The organism is Paraburkholderia kirstenboschensis, assembly GCF_904848585.1.
In the GTDB taxonomy this organism is placed as follows: domain Bacteria; phylum Pseudomonadota; class Gammaproteobacteria; order Burkholderiales; family Burkholderiaceae; genus Paraburkholderia; species Paraburkholderia kirstenboschensis.
The window spans coordinates 204,741-221,514 of the sequence record NZ_CAJHCR010000005.1; the positions used below are offsets into that span (position 1 = coordinate 204,741).

The window sequence follows — 16,774 nt, forward strand, 5'->3', positions numbered from 1 at the left end:
TTGTAGCGCTCGCCAGCATTTCCCGAGTACAGCGCGAGCCCGTTTCGCATAAACGCGTCCGCGCTCTTCCAGGAGTCGCTGCAATCCGGTATTTTCCATCGATTCATACTCGATGAGCGCGCGCATTCATGGACCGTCTTGAAGCAATGTCGATTCTGGTAGCCGCGGCTGAAACCGGCAGTTTCTCCGCTGCGAGCCGCAAGCTGCATATGCCGCTGCCCACCGTCAGCCGCAAAGTCGCGGAACTGGAAACGCATCTGAACGCGCGTCTCCTTGTACGCTCGACGCGCAAGCTCACGCTGACCGAAGCGGGCGTAGCCTACCTCGCCGCGTGCAAGCAGATTCTCGAGCAGGTTAGCGAAGCGGAAAGCGCCGCAGCTGGCGAATACAGCACGCCGCGCGGCGAACTTGTCGTGACGGCGCCTATCGTATTCGGGCGGCTGCATATGCTGCCCATCGTCAGCGACTTTCTCGCGACGTTTGCGGAGATAACCGTGCGGCTCGTGCTCGCCGACCGCAACCTGCATCTGCTGGACGAACATATCGAGGTCGCGCTGCGCATCGGCAAGCTTCCCGACAGCAGCATGGTCGCGACGCAGGTCGGCACGGTGAACCGCGTGGTTTGCGCGAGTCCGCACTACCTCGCGCAAGCGGGCGAGCCGGAAACACCCGCCGATCTCGTGCGCTTTTCGTGCGTCAATTTCGATTCGCTGCCTTCGGGCGCCGTGTGGAACTTCGCCAAAAGCCAAGGCACACGCGAAGCCGTTCCGATTCATGCGCGGCTGTCGGTGAATACGGCGGAGGCGGCTATCGACGCCGCCATCGCCGGGGTCGGTTTGACCAACGTGCTGTCGTACCAGGCGGCGCGAGCCGTCGACGAAGGCAAGCTGAAGCTGGTGCTGCGCGACTTCGAACCCGAGCCCATACCAGTGAGCATCATGCATACGGGGCAAGGAAAACTGCCGCTGAAAACACGCAGTTTTATTGATTTCGCGGTACCGCGTTTGCGCGAGGCGTTGGCGCGAGACAAGGACATGCTGAGTGCGAAAGCCACGCCGCGCGGCAGGCAGAAACGCGCATCGCCGACTTGATTGCTGCTCCGCTCCAGGTTCGAAAGCGGCGCATCTATCGTCTAGACTTGCTTCACAACGCGGACAACGACGAACCTTCCCGCTGTTGCAAAGGAGCCGCCATGTCAAACGTTTTGCACGACGCACAGCGAACGGTCGTCAGGGTCCGCCCGGACGAGGCGATCACGACAAGCCAGCGCTTGCCGTATTTTGTCGGCATTTCACGAGGCACGGCTCAAGCCGCTGGATTGTCGATGTACATGGTCATAGTGCCGCCCGGCGGCCATGCGGAACCGCATTATCACGCCGACTTTGAGACGGCGATTTACATGCTCGAAGGGCGAGTCGAGACACGCTACGGTCCCGGCTTGCGCGAGTCGGTGATTACCGAAGCCGGCGACTTCCTTTTTATTCCTCCGGGCGTGCCGCATCAGCCGTTCAATCTGGACGACACAGTCGCAGCAAGAGCGATAGTCGCGCGCAATCAGCCGGACGAACACGAACGCGTCGTGCCTTATGATCCTGCCGGGGATGCATGACGGCGTGGCCATCGGCGCGGTGAGACGCGCCATCGGGCACACGCCGGCCTTAACAAAGGTCGCACCGAAATGCCGGGATATCGCGAGGCGAATGCTTGCGGCGCCGGCTTACTGGCTTGCGGCCGATGCACCGCCCATGGGTGCCGCCGGGCCGCTGCTCATGGCAGCGGGGCCGCCCGTGCCCGCGGTTCCGGCCGTATCGTTCGAACCCGAGCGCTTGCACCCCACGGTGCCGCCTGCCAGCGCCGCGATCAACACGGCGGTCATTACCTTCCTCAGCACTGGTTCCATCATCATCTCCACACTGGTCGGGAGCGTCGCACTTCTGGTCGTCGGCAAAGCGCAACCGCTTTGACAAATCGTGCGGGCGTCGGTCACTGCAAGCGAGAACGACGATCCGCATGCGAACGCAAGACGCGTCATAAAACGCGGCTGTCTTCTGTCCCGGTACAACTTGCAATCCCATGTAAAAAACGGGCAACGATCACGCGACATGCGTCTCGCTACGACCATCTGTCTCACTGCGCGATTGCCCGTGCATCCTCGCGCAGGCGATCATATTGCTTAGGAGTTCGCATTTCAGGGTAAAGACGGCCACGCATACTCGTCACGCATGCATGACTTGCGCCCGTTCTGAAGAGTTGAAGACGCCGTTCGAGGACAGCCCGAAACGCATCTTCAAGCGGATCGGCATTCATTCACGCATAGCGCGCGAGGAACATATCGGCCGTTGAGTCGGCGATTGCCTGCTGTTCGGTCTTGCTAAGCGGCGACTGCCCCATCGTCACCTGCGGCCAGAAAGCGAATGCCTTCACGAGCCCTTGCAATTGATGCGCGGCAAACACGGGATCTGAAATCCGCAGACGTTTATCGGCGGCGGCCGCACGGATCCACACGGTCAGGTCTTCCTCGCGCTCGCCGAGGCGCGCCACCATATCGCGCGCGCGTTCGGGCGAATGAATACCCGCGGCAATAGCCACGCGCGCCAGCGCCACAAACGCCTCGTCGTTCATCAGCCTGAGCTTGCGCATCAACAGTTCGATCAGTTGCTCGCGTAAAGGCGCAGCCGCCCGATAAGTGAACGCCTCGCCCGAATGACTCGCGTCCCACAACTGCCGCAATATCTCTGCGAATAGCGCTTCCTTGCTCGGGAAATGGTTATAGACGGTGCGCTTCGAGACATTTGCGCGCGCGGCGATCCGGTCCATGCTGGTGGCGTCGAAGCCGGCCGCGAGGAATTCTTCGATAGCCGCGGAAATCACGGCGACGCGCTTGCGGTCGGTCAGGCGTTGATGAGTGAGGCTTGGGTCCATCCGGAAATTTTACACTGGGCGGTTTACTTTTCCAGATTATAAATTACACTACCCAGTCTACTTTCCACGTCAGGACGTCACACATGACAGCGCTCATCGATTCCATCGGCCGTGCACTCGGTTTCACCGCGGCGAAGCGCGGGCGCGAGCTGTCCGGATTGTCGGCGCAGCACGACGGCGAGCGCTTTCGCAACGTCAAGCCACGTCCCGTCGAAGGATTCGGCAAAACCTTGCGCATCGCGTGGAATATGCTGCTCAACAAGCCGCAGGGAACCGTTCCGGCCGGCGCACTGCCCGTCGACACGTTGACGCGGCAGCAGCTCGATACCGCGCCCGACCGCAGCCTGTACCGGCTCGGCCATTCAACGGTGCTGCTGAAACTGCGCGGTCGATTCTGGCTGACCGATCCGGTATTCGGCGAACGTGCATCGCCGTTCCAGCGTCTCGGCCCGAAGCGTTTTCATGCGCCGCCCATCGCGCTTGCCGATTTGCCGCCGCTTGCCGGCGTGATTCTTTCGCACGATCACTACGATCACCTGGATCGGGAAACGGTGCTCGCGCTTGCCGCTACGACGAAGGTGTTTGTCACGCCGCTCGGCGTGGGCGACCGGCTAATCGACTGGGGCATTGACGCGAGCAAGGTGCGCCAGCTCGACTGGTGGCAAAGCGCTGAAATTGACGGCATGGCATTGACGGCGACGCCCGCCCAGCACTTCTCGGGACGCAGCCTGTTCGACGGCAACAGCACGTTGTGGGCGTCGTGGGTCATCGTCGACGACGATCTGCGCGTGTTTTTCAGCGGCGATACCGGCTACTTCGACGGCTTCAGGATCATCGGCGAACGCCTCGGGCCATTCGACGTGACGCTCGTCGAAACCGGCGCGTACGACGCGCAATGGCCGTATGTCCACATGCAGCCGGACGACACCGTCCAGGCGCATATCGACTTGCGCGGCCGCTTGCTTGTGCCGATTCATAATGGCACGTTCGATCTGGCGATGCACAGATGGTACGAGCCATTCGAGCGAGTGCTGGGGCTCGCCGCCGCTCGTGGCATCGCGCTTTCGACCCCGCGCATGGGCGAGCGGCTCGACCTCGCCGCGCCGCATCGAGGCGAGCGTTGGTGGCGCAATGTCGTCGAGCCGGTGAAGGCACCGCAGCCATCGCAGGGCTTCATCGCACGTTCGTTCGCACGCCTGTTCTCATGCAACAGCGCAGGCCGTGCCAACTCCTGAAGCAGCGTGACGCGGGACTTCACTTAGCGGAGTTCCGCAGCCCATCTAGAAGGTATGCTGGATGCCCACGCCATACGTGCTGCCGGAAGGATTGGCCGTGAGCTTGTCGTATGAATACACCGTGTACACGTAGGTACGTTTGGAAAGAATGTATTCGTAGGCGAGACTCGCCGTATTGCGCACATTGCTGCGGTCTAGCGGCGCGCTGTGTTTGGTGCGCGCCCACTCGGCGAGAATCACATTGGACGGCGTGAGCGGAACGGAAAGGCCCAGTTCATAAGTGTGAGAGCCGGTTTCAACGTTGTTGTTACTCGTCATTTGCGCGGCGCCGTAGACCTTCATGAACTTCGCGTCGTACGCGGCGCCGGCGAGGTAAAGGTACTGTCCCGTCGACGGCGCGACCGCCGCGGTCCGCACGCGCTGCGCAGAGAACACTGCCGTCAGCGGTCCGTTCGCATACGTCAAATGCAGGCCGACGTTGTCGCGCCCCTGATGCCCCGTCGTGCTGCTCACGCTATAAATCGCGGTGCCCGTCAGCCCGCCGTAACTCGGCGATACGTACTCGATTGCGTTTTGCCAGACGGTATCGCCAATCACCGTATTGTTGTAGCTCGCCGTGTACGACTGCACGATCAATGGCGAGAAGACCACCGAAGAGCCAAACGGATTGACAAGTTGCTGGTTGATATACGTCGGGTTGGTTTGCTCGCCAAACTTGAACGTGCCGTATGCGCCGGTGAGTCCAACGTAGGCGTTGCGCGAAAAGAGTCCGTCGGTCGTGTTGCGTCCCATCTGTCCGGTGTTCGGCCGGAAAAAACTTTCGAGGCTGAAGATCACCGCGTTACCGCCGCCAATATCTTCACGGCCGCGGATGCCCCAGAACGATGTGGTCATTCCGCCCCCGCCCATTTGCACCGTGCTTGCGCGCGTTGTGCTGAGTTTCGCGCTGTCGATATACATGCCGATCAAGCCGTACATCTGAACCGACGAAGTCGATAACGACGCAGCGCCGGCCGCGGCTTGCGAAGAATCAGCGTTCGCCGTGCCGCTTACTAACGCGAGCAGGGCCGTTGCAATGCTTGTTGCGTTAAAGCGTGCCCCGTGGCGCATGCCATTTGTTTTTATGCACATGGATTGTGTCTCCAGACCAGTTTGTATTTTTTGAGCGCAAGCTGCCCCTGCCGCGTGCGCGTATGCGCACGCAGTCAGAACGATCTCTAGTGTTTTACAGCGGCTATATGGTCAGTTCATGCGGTCAATCCGCTCGTCGGCGCGACATGCCCGCATTCAGCTTCGAACGGTCGAGTTCGTGTTCCCACGCGGAAACTACGAGCGTGGCAACGCCGTTGCCGATCGTGTTCGCAATCGCGAGACCTGTACCCATGAAACGGTGAATGCCGAGAATCAGCACCATGCCGGACACCGGGATCAGCGGAAAAACCAGCAGCGTGGAAGTGAGCATCACGAACGCAGCACCCGCCACGCCGCTTGCTCCTTTCGACGTCAGCATGGCCACGCCCACGAGCGTCAACTGTTGCGTCAGGCTGAGTTCGATGTTGAACGCCTGGGCAATGAACAGCACGGCCATCGTCAGATAGATGTTCGTGCCGTCGAGGTTGAACGAATAGCCCGCCGGAATAACGAGTCCAACAACCGACTTCGAGCAGCCGAGGCGCTCGAGCTTCTCAAGCATCTGCGGAAGCGCGGCCTCTGAAGAACTCGTGCCGAGCACGATCAGAATCTCTTCACGTATGTAGCTCATGAATCGCAGAATGCTGAAACCGAGCAGCCGCGAAATTGCGCCGAGCACCACGATCACAAATACGGCTAGCGTCGCGTAGAACGCGCCAATCAGCTTCAGCAACGGCACAACCGCGCCGATTCCGTAGGTGCCGATCGTGAACGCAATGGAGCCGAACGCGCCGATCGCCGCCACTTTCATAATGATGTGAACGATGCCAAAAAAAGTATGGGCAAAGTAGTCGATCATCGCGATCAGCGGCCGTCCGCGCTCTCCGGTCGCGGCAAGCGCCGCGCCGAACAGCACTGAAATGAGCAGGATCTGCAGCACATTGCCCGACGCAAAGGCGCCTGTGACGGTGTCGGGAATGATATGCATCAGAAACTCGACCGTATTTTGCTGATGTGCGGCAGTCGTGTAACCGGTCAGCGCTTTCGTGTCGATGGTGGCCGGATTCAGATTGAAGCCGCTGCCGGGGTGAAAAATGTGCCCTGCTACAAGCCCTATTACGAGCGAGAGCGTCGACACGATCTCGAAGTACAGCAGCGCCTTGCCACCTACTCGCCCCACCTTCTTCATGTCGCCCATTCCGGCAATGCCGGTCACCACAGTACAGAAGATGATCGGGCCAATGACCATCTTGATGAGCTTGATGAACGCGTCGCCGAGCGGCTTCATTTTCACGGCGAGCGAGGGAGCGAAATGCCCGAGCAGCACGCCGATAATGATTGCGACGAACACGTGGAAATAGAGCGTTCTGTAAAACGGCTTCTTCGCGCCCGGCACGGACGAGGTCATGACGGCACTCTCGCTCATGAAGCCGCTCCCAATCGGTAAACGCGGGAATCGGTTACGGTCATCTTTGTCTCCATCGAAATTGATTAGCGGAAAGTCGATAAGTGTCGCTCTCCGCATGCCTGCCGTCTCACGCGGCAGTTCAGGACATGATTGCAGCCGCAACTACACGTTGAAGCCGTAAAGCCGCGCGGGGTTCGTGACCAGCAGTTTTTCACGCAATGCCTCGTCCGGGCAGAAGCGTAATAGCAGATCGACCAGTTCGCCGTCGTTCGGCATGTCCTTGCTGATGTTCGGATGAGGCCAGTCCGTGCCCCACAGCACACGGTCGGGCGCGGCTTCGATCAGCGTTTGGGCAAACGGAATCGCATCGTCGAACGGTCGGCGGCCTGCGGATACACGCTCCGAACCGCAGACCTTGACCCATGCGAGCGGATTGCGCATCAGCTCGAGCAGTTGCCGGAACGGCTCCTGATCGAGGCCTGCTTCAGCGCGCACGCGGCCCATGTGGTCGATCACGAATGGCACCTTGATGCGCGCGATCCGCTCGGCGTACTGCAGGATATCCTGCGCATCCAGATGCAGCACGACATGCCAGCCCAGCCGCTCGATCCGTTGCAGTACCCGGTCAAACACGTCGAGATCCGGCGCGCCGCCGAGATGCGCGACGAAGTTAAAGCGCACGCCCCGCACGCCGCGTGCGTCGAGCTCGGCGAGTTGGGCGTCGGTCACATCGCCGTCGACTATCGCGACACCGCGATAACGTCCGTTGCCACGCGCTATCGCATCGAGCATCGCGGTATTGTCGGTGCCGTGACAGCTCGCCTGTACGATCACGCCGCGGCTCAGGCCGAGAAAATCATGCAACGCGACCAGTTGCTCGAAAGGCGCGTCGGGCGGCGTGTAGCTGCGATCGGGCGCATACGGGAATACCCCGGCGGGACCGAAAACATGGCAATGCGCGTCGCAGGCGCCGGCGGGCAATTGCTGTGCGGGCCGGACAGGATGGGGATCGGGCGGCAAACAGGATTTCATGGAAGCGTCGTCTCTATCAGGGTGGCCGCGCGGCGCGGCTCTCTATGTAACTTGGCGGGTAAGCTGGGGTAAGCCGATTGTGGCGGGGAGCGCCGCTCGATACAATCTCTATACCGAACTAGCTGATATGTGAATTACACATACCTCCCGCCATGGACCTCAAGCAGTTGGAAGCGTTTGTGCATGTGGCCGAACTCGGCAGCTTCACGCGCGCCGCGATTACGCTCGACACCAACCAGCCCGCGTTGAGCAGGCTCGTGCGGCAACTGGAAGTGGAATTGCGTCACACGCTGCTCGAGCGAAATGGCCGCGGCGTCGCGCTCACGCCCGCCGGTCAGCGAATGCTGGCTCATTCGAAAGGGATCCTCTCGCAGGTTCAGCGCGCGTCACAGGATCTGGACGAGTTGCGTGGCACCGTCGGCGGCCATTTTTGCATTGGCAGCACGCCGAGCTTCGCGAAGGTCGCGACCAACGAACTGGTGCGCAGCTTTCGCACGTCGTTTCCCGGCGCGACCATTTCCGTTGCAGAAGGTCTGTCGACCTACCTGATCGAATGGCTGATGATGGGTCGTGTCGACGCCGCAGTTCTTTACGACACGTTCGATACACCGCTGATCGACAAACGCACCGTATTCACAGAAGAGCTCTTTCTGATCGGTGCTGACGACAGTAAAGCACAAGCGGAATTCGCACGCGAGCCGGTGGAGGCAATCGCATTGCGCGATATTCCACGTTATCCGCTGGTGATTCCCGGGCGCATGCATGCGATCCGGCGCATGCTCGAATCGGTCGCGGCCGAGCAAGGAGTAAGGCTCAACATCGAACTGGAAGTGGATGCGGTGTCGTCGATTCTCGATCTGGTCAGCGAAGGCATCGGCTACGCAGTGCTGCCGCTCAACGCAACCGTGAGCGACGCGCTCAAACGGCGCTTTCGCGTGATCCGCATTACCGAGCCGACTTTATTCAGCCGCCTTGCTATTGCGACGAGCAGCAAGCATACGCTGTCGCAACTGGCGGTCCAGGCGATTGCAATGCTCGAAGAGCGGGCATTGCCTCTCTACAGTGCTGTGCGCAGCAAGTAAGAAGGCAATAGAGCCGGAGGTCTGAGCCGTAGCGCTTGCAGTACTTTTAAATCGCTAATCTGTAATCACCACGGCAACGGCTTTTGCATGGGCCAATTCGAATGTGCCGAGCCGGCCCGCGCGAACGTTGAGTACCAAGCGTTCGAGAAACTCGACTTCGCGTTGGAGTTGCACGTCGCCGCTGGTTGCGGCCGCAATCTTGTCGAGGCACATGCGCCGGCGCGCCAGCAGGAAATTGACGGCACTAATACGCCGCATAAAGAACTGCTCCATCTTCGTATGGTCAGCACATTGCTTATTTTGGAAAGCGACCATAGCACGCGCATACCGAGTAAAAGAGCGGCGCAAAGGACTCGAAAGGAATATCCCTTGCCTGTCCGTTTCGGCTCTCGCCCCTTCCGGTACGCGTTAGAAATTTTTAAGTGCAGCTTTAGCAGAAATTGCCTTCCGTTCGCGGCTGCAAACGCCAACATCGGCCAACATCGCGCCATTCCGGCCGCTGCGACGACATTGCCCGGAGGGCATCGGGCGGCGCGCATCGCTTGCCGCTTTGCTATTGTCGGCCGCCAATACGATACTAGTAGCCTGTTCGTATTCCGCTTTCGAGGAACTGCCGATGACTGCCCTGCTCACTCGCGAATTAGCTTCGAAATTCGCCAACCTTGCGCTCGCCCACCTCACGCGCGAATATCCGAACAAACTTACGCATTCGCTCGCCGGTCCCGAGGACGTGCAAAGCCCCCGTGCATTGCATCCGATTTTTTATGGGAGCTATGACTGGCATTCGTGCGTGCACGGTTACTGGTTGGTTCTTCATCTGATGGAGCGCTTTCCGGACTTGCCGGAAGCAGCACGTATCGTCGCGGTGGTCGACGAGCACTTTACCGCGGCGAACGTGGCCGGCGAGCGCGCTTATCTGGACTTGCCGCACAACCTGGGCTTCGAGCGGCCGTATGGCTGGGCATGGTTGCTCGCGCTCAGCGCGCAATTGCAATCGTTGAAGCTGTCTGACGCTGCACGGTGGTCGAGAACTTTCGCGCCGCTTACCGAAGTTTTCGTCGAACGCTTCCAGACGTTCCTGCCCAAAGCCACCTATCCGCTACGCGTCGGCACGCATTTCAACATGGCGTTCGCGCTTGCACTCACGCTGGATTTCGCGCGGCAAACGTCGCACAGCCAGCTCGAAGCGCTGATCGTCAGTACCGCGGAGCGCTGGTTTTTGCACGACGTGGGGTGCCAGGCATGGGAGCCCGCGGGCGACGAGTTTCTGTCGCCTTCGCTAATGGAAGCGGAGTTGATGCGGCGTGTTTTGCCGCCCGCTCAATTCGTAGACTGGTTCGGCCGCTTTCTGCCCGAGCTCGGTGCGAAGAAACCCGCGACGCTGTTCGAACCGGTTACCGTGACTGATCGCACCGACGGCAAGATTGCTCACCTCGACGGCCTCAATCTAAGCCGCGCATGGTGCCAACGCTCGGTGGCTCGCGCGCTGCCGGCGGGAGACATACGGCGCACAGTGCTGTTCGATTCGGCCGAGCGGCATTTGCAAAGCGCTCTGCCTCATGTGGCGGGAGACTACATGGGCGAGCATTGGCTGGGCACGTTCGCTACGCTCGCATTGGAAGCATGATCCGGGTGCAGGCCGGATATGTCCGGTCTGCAAACAGATTCGCGGTGGGCCTACAAATCAGGCCACAAATCGGGCTTCGAGCCGGACCTCCATTGGAGCCCACGAATCCGCCGCCAGCGGCATCACTGCGTCGACAGTTTCTTCGGCTTGGCCGGTGCCTGAACCTTGCTGTACTGGAATTCCGGCGTTGCCTTCAAGGCTGCCTTCGTCGCGCCGGCCAGATAGAAATTCCCCGAGCGAATGTCGAGTGCCGCAATGGGCACCGCCACGTCATGCGACGCAACGCCCAGGAAGCCGCCCGCAGCGACGATTGCAGCGGAAAGCGAGCCGTCCGGTGCAACCACGAGATCGCGAATCGAGCCGATCTTCTCGTTCTGGTCGTTGTACACAGCTTTGCCGAGAATGCTCTTCTTCACACTCCAGCCGTTCAGCAGCGCATTGGACTGCTCGACGGTGACACTCAGAGGTTGCGTGCCGGCGACTTGCGCCTGCGCGCCAAAGCTCGTTGCAGCTACCGCGACGGCCACCAGAAGTTTGCCCAAAGTCATTCTATTTACTCCGTTTTTTTAGACGATTTGACCGGCGCATAACCGCGCCGAAAGAAACGCTGCAAAAGCATCATACCGGCTACGACGCGGAGCTGCATGCTGGGTGACATAAGCGCGAAGCACGCTGCGCGGACAGGGCGGTAAAATCGCATCGGGTGATAACGCGCCGTTACCGAGGTGGTGAGTTTGACTGAGCTTGAGCAGGGTTTCATCTTGACGCGGCATTGGCGGGACACACCCGCCGGCACCGAAGTCGATTTCTGGCTGGCAACAGACGGCGGGCCTCGTCATATCCGTCTGCGCCATCAAACATCGGTTGCATTCATTCCCGCTGAACAGCGCGAACGCGCCGAAACCATTCTGCGCCGCGAAGCGCCGCTCGATCTGAGGTCACTGGAATTGCGCGACTTTCACCATCGGCCCGTGATGGGACTGTACTGTCCGCAATATCGTCAGTTGACCGGCTTCGAAAAGCGCCTGAAACAAGGCGGCGTAGATGTCTATGAAGCCGACATCTTTCCGCCCGAGCGCTACATGATGGAGCGTTTCATCACCGCGCCGGTCGTGTTCAGCGGCGACATCGAGCGCGACGGCGCGCTCGTGAATGGCGAGTTGAAACCGGCAGCGGACTATCGTCCTTCATTGAGACTCGTGTCGCTCGACATTGAAACGAGCGTCCACGCCGAACTCTACTCGATCGCACTCGAAGGTTGCGGGCAGCGCCAGGTGTACATGCTCGGGCCGCCGAACGGCGACGCCAGTGAGCTCGACTTCGACCTTGAATACTGCGAAACGCGCGCACAGTTGCTCGAAAAGCTGAACACGTGGATGGAGCGGCACGATCCCGATGCGATTATCGGGTGGAATCTCGTGCAGTTCGATTTGCGTGTGCTGCAGCAGCATGCCGAACAATACCGCGTGCCGCTTCGGCTCGGACGTGGTGGCGCGGCGATGGAATGGCGCGAACACGGCCTCAAGCAGAACCATTATTTCGCGGGCGCCGCTGGGCGACTGATCATCGACGGCATCGAGGCACTACGCTCCGCGACATGGAGCTTCCCGTCGTTTAGCCTCGAACACGTTTCGCGCGCCGTGCTGGGCGAAGGCAAAGCTATCGACAATCCGTATCAGCGCATGGATGAGATCCAGCGCCGCTTCGACGAAGACAAGCCCGCGCTCGCCCGGTACAACCTGAAGGATTGCGAGCTCGTCACGCGCATCTTCGCCAGGACCGAACTGCTGCCGTTTCTGCTGGAACGCGCCACCGTTACCGGCCTGCCTGCCGATCGCAGCGGCGGTTCGGTGGCGGCGTTCACGCATCTGTATATGCCGCGAATGCATCGGCAAGGCTACGTCGCCCCCAATCTCGGCGACGTGGCCGGCGCCGCGAGTCCCGGCGGATTCGTCATGGACTCGCGCCCCGGCCTTTACGATTCGGTGCTGGTGCTCGATTACAAGAGCCTGTACCCGTCGATCATTCGTACGTTTCTGATCGACCCCGTCGGGCTGGTAGAAGGCATGCTCAATCCCGGCGAAGATCAATCGGTGCCGGGCTTTCTCGGCGCCCGCTTCTCCCGCACGCGCCATTGCCTGCCGTCGATTGTGAGCCAGGTATGGCAAGGCCGCGAGACAGCGAAGCGCGAGCAGAACAAGCCACTCTCGCAAGCACTGAAGATCATCATGAATGCGTTTTACGGCGTGCTCGGCTCGACCGGTTGCCGCTTTTTCGACCCGCGGCTTGCGTCGTCGATCACGATGCGCGGTCACGAAATCATGCACCGCACGCGCGAGCTGATTCAGGCCGAAGGTTATGAAGTCATCTACGGCGATACGGATTCGACCTTCGTCTGGCTCAAGCACGCGCACGGCGAAGAAGAAGCGAGCCTCATTGGACGAGCGCTTGTCGACCATATCAACGCATGGTGGCGGCAAGATCTGCAACGGCGTTTCGGGCTCGAGAGCGCACTCGAATTGCAGTTCGAGCGGCATTACCGGCGGTTCTTCATGCCGACCATTCGGGGCGCGGAAGAAGGCAGCAAGAAGCGCTACGCAGGGCTCACCGTTTTGCCGGACGGTAGCGAAGAGATCGTCTACAAAGGGCTCGAAACGGTGCGCACTGACTGGACGCCGCTCGCGCAGCAGTTTCAGCAGGAGCTCTATCGGCGCATCTTCACACAGCAGCCTTATCAGGACTACGTGCGCGACTATGTGCGCGATACGCTCGCAGGCAAGCTCGACGATCAGCTCGTCTATCGCAAGCGCCTGCGCCGGCCGCTCGGCGACTACGAGCGCAACGTGCCGCCTCACGTGCGCGCAGCGCGTGTCGCCGACGAGTTCAACCGGCGGCAAGGACGTCCGCTGCAATATCAGAACGGCGGCTGGATCAGCTACGTGATTACGATTGCCGGACCCGAGCCGCTCGAAACGCTACGCTCGGCCATCGACTACGAGCACTATCTGACGCGTCAATTGCAGCCTGTCGCAGACGCAATCTTGCCGCTGCTGCGCGACGACTTTACGCGGCTGACGTCCGGGCAGAAACAGTTGTTCTGACGCGGCGCCAGCAGCGTAAAGCGGGGCAAGCCATATCATTGAGGCTTACTTCGGCGCCGGAAAGCCGAGCGCGTCCGCTTTGGTCCGCAACTCGGCAAAACGGCCACCCGGCGCACTGATTGCGGTATTCGGCACGGCCTGGCTCTTGTCGAGTTGCGCGATGCCGCTCGCGCCCGAAGTAGCCGTCGATAGATTCGAGCAGGCCGAGCCGAAGGTGCCTTGCGTCACCGCGATAGCCGGCGCGTCGGTGCGCGGCGCGTCGGTAAAGTCGAGTGCATATGCCATGTTGAAGGTTGTCGAATCGCTCGCACGCACGCCAAGCGGATCGAGACCGAAGCGCCACGCGAGCAACTGGTGAATGGAGCTTGGGTCGAACGGATAGCGCGACACGTAGTTGGCGCGCACACGCGGTCCGAGCAGCATGCAGGGCACGCGAAAACCGAGCCGGCCGTCGTTGCCGAGTGCGGCCTCGGCGGTGGACACCGGCTTCACGGGCGGCGCGACATGCTCCATGAAACCGCCCCACTCGTCATACACGATGATCATCAGCGTCCTGCTCCAGTTGGGGCTGGTGCGTAGCGCATCGTAGATCTGGCCGAGCAGCACCTGGCCGTTGCGCACGTCGGCATGAGGATGGTCGTCGTTCGACGTGCCCTGCGCCTCGCCGCCAAAGCTGGGGTCGACCATGCAGAACGATGGCAAGGTGCCCGCCGCCGCGTCGGAGAGAAAGTTGGCGAAGAGCTTCGAGCGGCCCACGTAGCGCGTACCGTAGAGCGCCGTGAACGGCACGTCATGGAAGTAGTAGGTGGACGAAACGTTTTTCGCGTCCAGGCGGTCCCAGATGGTCGGCAGCGTCGACGTGTCGAGCGTGTCCGACAAGCGGTCTGTTTCGCCGCTGTGCAGATACACACGGTTCGGATAAGTGTCGGCCAGAATGCCGCTCATATAGTAGTCGCAGACGGTGTACTGCGGTACCGCGCCGCGATAGAACTCGAGGTCCGCTGCCTGGAAATAGCCAATCGGCAACAGGTCGCCGCGCATGAGGCTCGTGCCGGCCGTGAGCAGGAAGCCATTCATTGCGCCATTGGCAAGATGAACGCGTCCGGCGTCGTATGAGTGATTCGGGTCGGCGAACGAGCAGGCCTGGAAGCCATAGGCGGGATTCGAGGGGAGCGAGAACGGCGTGTGAGTTTCACCGAATGCATCTTTGAAGTTTCGACCGCTCTGTGCAGTTTCGGCATTGGGCACCCAGCCTAGCAGATGGTCGAACGAGCGATTTTCCATCGTGACGAGCACTACGTGATCGATGCCCGAGGTAGCCGGATCGGGTAGCGCGGTACGCGGCAGATTCGCACGGCCCGGAGGAATCGTGCCGACGGCTGGCGGTCCTCCGGAGCCCGAGCCGCCGTTGCTACCGCCTCCACCGCCTCCTCCACACGCCGACAGTGCGATTGAGCCTGCCAGCGCGGCAAGAACCTTGCGGCGGGCCGCATCGGGCGGATTGGTTGGCCTGGTCGTCATGATCGTCTCCCTTTGTTGGCTGCTTGCTGTTTTCGCGAAAGAATTCGCGTGGCGGATTTTTACCACCGGGCGATTTCGTGCAACGAGGGAGCAATTACCGTTCCGCGAAATAAGGGAGGCCAGTTTGACGATGCAGCCCGGCTTCTCGCACAGCAACCGAGCCAGGTCAGCAATCACAAGCGGTGAACCATGCCCACGCCGCGGCAGACGCGGGAGATGCGGCACTACCGGAACCGCCGGCCGGCCGCAAGCATTCTCAACGCTGCAAGCTCAGGCTTTATGCGTCGACAACCGGACTGCTGATAAAGCGCAGCGCGAGCCGGTTCATCACGATCGCAACGGCCGCGATGATCGCGGGCACCGCCAGCACCGAGAACACCACCTGAAAGCTGAATCCGAGCGAAAGCAGCGCACCGCCCATGAGCGAGCCGAGAATCCCGCCCAGGCGCCCGAACCCCAGCATCCAGCTCACGCCGGTCGCCCGTGCGCGAGTCGGATAGCAGCTCGGCGCAAGCGCGTTCAAGCCGGTCTGCGCGCCGCTCATGAAAAAACCCGCACACGTGACGAGAACCGGCAGCAGGCCCGATTTGAGCGTCCCCATGCCAAGCGCGAAGATGAACACGCCGCCCAGCAGATAAGCCGCGCCGATCACGCCGTTGCGGTCCAGACGGTCCATCGCGAAGCCCACCGCCACGGCGCCGACAGTGCCGCCCAACTGGAACATGCCGGTGATCGCGGCCGCACGTTCGACTGGAAAGCCGGCGTCCTTGATCAGCGTCGGCAGCCAGCCGGTCAGCAGATAAATGATCAGGAGTCCCATGAAGTAGGTAAGCCACAGCATCAGCGTGCTGAACGCGTAGCCGTCGGCGAACAGCATCCGCACCGGCGCCTTGGCCGCGACCACCGGCTCAGGCGCCGTGAAGCGCACGTCCTTGCTGAACTCGTGGCCGCATACGCGCCCAAGTGTCGCCGCGATACGTTCGGTGGGCATCTTGCGCACCAGCATCAGACGCGCGGATTCAGGCAGCAGCCACAGCAGTAGCGGCACGCTCACAATCGGCAGAATCCCGCCGAACATGAACACCGCGCGCCAGCCGTAGTGCGGAATCAGCGAAGCCGCGACGAAGCCGCCCGCGCCGGAGCCGAAATTGAAGCCCGTGAACATGATCGTGAGCAGCAGCGACCGGTTGCGCGACGGCACATATTCGGAAAGCAGCGTCGTCGAGTTCGGCATGGCGGCGCCGAGGCCAAGGCCCGTGAGAAAACGCAGCGCGACAAGTTGCACGGGCGTCTCGGCAAATGCGCAAATCAGGCTGAAAAAGCCGAAGCAGAACACCGAAGCGATCAGCACCTTCTTGCGTCCGATGCGATCGGCAACAGGACCCGCAGCCAAAGCGCCGACCGCGAGGCCGACCATTGCAGCGCTCATCACCGGACCGAACGCGGTGCGGCTCACATGCCAGTCATGCATGACGACGGGCGCAACGAAGCCCATCACGGCCGTGTCCAAGCCGTCCATCATGACGATCAGAAAACACAGAACGAGGACGAGCCATTGGTAGGGCGACACCCTTCGTGCGTCGATAAACGCCTTGATGTCGACTGAGTCTGCAGATTTCATGCATGTCTCCGAAGAAAATAGTTTCCCGTCCCGGCTTTCTGTGGAAGCCGGGTTATGTTCTGGCATCGAAGTGGAGAAGCCGCCAGCGCGCGGC

At 61.0% G+C, this 16,774-nt stretch carries 15 protein-coding genes; 7 read left to right on the forward strand and 8 right to left on the reverse strand.

Annotated features, from left to right (window positions below; all coding sequences use genetic code 11):
* Window positions 1-128 precede the first annotated feature (128 nt).
* From JMY24_RS16360 to JMY24_RS16370, 3 genes are all read left to right on the forward strand, one after another.
* Window positions 129-1,091, forward strand: a complete 963-nt coding sequence (locus JMY24_RS16360) for a LysR family transcriptional regulator (RefSeq protein WP_128596549.1) — start codon at window positions 129-131, stop codon at window positions 1,089-1,091.
* A gap of 101 nt (window positions 1,092-1,192) precedes the next feature.
* Window positions 1,193-1,609: a cupin domain-containing protein gene (locus JMY24_RS16365; protein WP_128596548.1), complete on the forward strand. Its 417-nt coding sequence runs from the start codon at window positions 1,193-1,195 to the stop codon at window positions 1,607-1,609.
* Entirely contained in the window at window positions 1,587-1,964 is a 378-nt protein-coding gene (locus tag JMY24_RS16370) for a hypothetical protein (protein WP_164853678.1), read from the forward strand. Before JMY24_RS16365 ends, JMY24_RS16370 begins: the two co-directional genes overlap by 23 nt.
* A gap of 343 nt (window positions 1,965-2,307) precedes the next feature.
* Here the strand turns inward: JMY24_RS16370 and JMY24_RS16375 are convergent, their stop codons facing one another.
* Window positions 2,308-2,922, reverse strand: a complete 615-nt coding sequence (locus JMY24_RS16375) for a TetR/AcrR family transcriptional regulator (RefSeq protein WP_128596547.1) — start codon at window positions 2,920-2,922, stop codon at window positions 2,308-2,310.
* Window positions 2,923-3,005: 83 nt separating this feature from the next.
* Between JMY24_RS16375 and JMY24_RS16380 the strand changes: the two genes are divergently transcribed.
* Window positions 3,006-4,157, forward strand: coding sequence for an MBL fold metallo-hydrolase (locus JMY24_RS16380; protein ID WP_128596546.1), 1,152 nt, complete (start codon window positions 3,006-3,008; stop codon window positions 4,155-4,157).
* A gap of 45 nt (window positions 4,158-4,202) precedes the next feature.
* On the opposite strand, the gene JMY24_RS16385 is transcribed toward JMY24_RS16380, so the two are convergent.
* The 3 genes from JMY24_RS16385 to JMY24_RS16395 form a co-directional block, all read right to left on the reverse strand.
* Window positions 4,203-5,288: a porin gene (locus JMY24_RS16385; protein ID WP_201702435.1), complete on the reverse strand. Its 1,086-nt coding sequence runs from the start codon at window positions 5,286-5,288 to the stop codon at window positions 4,203-4,205.
* 124 nt (window positions 5,289-5,412) lie between these two features.
* On the reverse strand, window positions 5,413-6,714 hold the full coding sequence (locus JMY24_RS16390) for a dicarboxylate/amino acid:cation symporter (protein ID WP_201702437.1): 1,302 nt from the start codon (window positions 6,712-6,714) through the stop codon (window positions 5,413-5,415).
* A gap of 144 nt (window positions 6,715-6,858) precedes the next feature.
* A complete protein-coding gene (locus tag JMY24_RS16395) occupies window positions 6,859-7,728 on the reverse strand; it encodes an amidohydrolase family protein (RefSeq protein WP_128596544.1) in 870 nt (289 codons plus the stop codon).
* 152 nt (window positions 7,729-7,880) lie between these two features.
* On the opposite strand from JMY24_RS16395, the gene JMY24_RS16400 reads away from it, so the two are divergent.
* Window positions 7,881-8,810, forward strand: a complete 930-nt coding sequence (locus JMY24_RS16400; protein WP_128596543.1) for a LysR family transcriptional regulator — start codon at window positions 7,881-7,883, stop codon at window positions 8,808-8,810.
* Window positions 8,811-8,864: 54 nt separating this feature from the next.
* Here JMY24_RS16400 and JMY24_RS16405 read toward each other — a convergent pair whose 3' ends face one another.
* Window positions 8,865-9,125 carry a hypothetical protein gene (locus JMY24_RS16405; RefSeq protein ID WP_236597419.1) on the reverse strand — a complete coding sequence of 87 codons (261 nt, stop codon included), beginning with the start codon at window positions 9,123-9,125 and terminating at the stop codon, window positions 8,865-8,867.
* 301 nt (window positions 9,126-9,426) lie between these two features.
* Between JMY24_RS16405 and JMY24_RS16410 the strand changes: the two genes are divergently transcribed.
* On the forward strand, window positions 9,427-10,437 hold the full coding sequence (locus JMY24_RS16410) for a DUF2891 domain-containing protein (protein WP_201702439.1): 1,011 nt from the start codon (window positions 9,427-9,429) through the stop codon (window positions 10,435-10,437).
* Between the two features lie 122 nt (window positions 10,438-10,559).
* Here the strand turns inward: JMY24_RS16410 and JMY24_RS16415 are convergent, their stop codons facing one another.
* On the reverse strand, window positions 10,560-10,985 hold the full coding sequence (locus tag JMY24_RS16415; protein WP_128596541.1) for a PRC-barrel domain-containing protein: 426 nt from the start codon (window positions 10,983-10,985) through the stop codon (window positions 10,560-10,562).
* 186 nt (window positions 10,986-11,171) lie between these two features.
* Here JMY24_RS16415 and JMY24_RS16420 point away from each other — a divergent pair, with 186 nt between their 5' ends.
* The gene (locus JMY24_RS16420) at window positions 11,172-13,538 is read left to right on the forward strand and encodes a DNA polymerase II (RefSeq protein ID WP_128596540.1); all 2,367 of its coding nucleotides are present in this window, start codon (window positions 11,172-11,174) and stop codon (window positions 13,536-13,538) included.
* Window positions 13,539-13,583: 45 nt separating this feature from the next.
* Here the strand turns inward: JMY24_RS16420 and JMY24_RS16425 are convergent, their stop codons facing one another.
* Together JMY24_RS16425 and JMY24_RS16430 are read right to left on the reverse strand one after the other, a co-directional pair.
* Complete coding sequence (locus JMY24_RS16425) at window positions 13,584-15,059, reverse strand: alkaline phosphatase family protein (protein WP_128596539.1); 1,476 nt, start codon at window positions 15,057-15,059, stop codon at window positions 13,584-13,586.
* A gap of 277 nt (window positions 15,060-15,336) precedes the next feature.
* Window positions 15,337-16,680 carry an MFS transporter gene (locus tag JMY24_RS16430; protein ID WP_128596538.1) on the reverse strand — a complete coding sequence of 448 codons (1,344 nt, stop codon included), beginning with the start codon at window positions 16,678-16,680 and terminating at the stop codon, window positions 15,337-15,339.
* Window positions 16,681-16,774 lie beyond the last annotated feature (94 nt).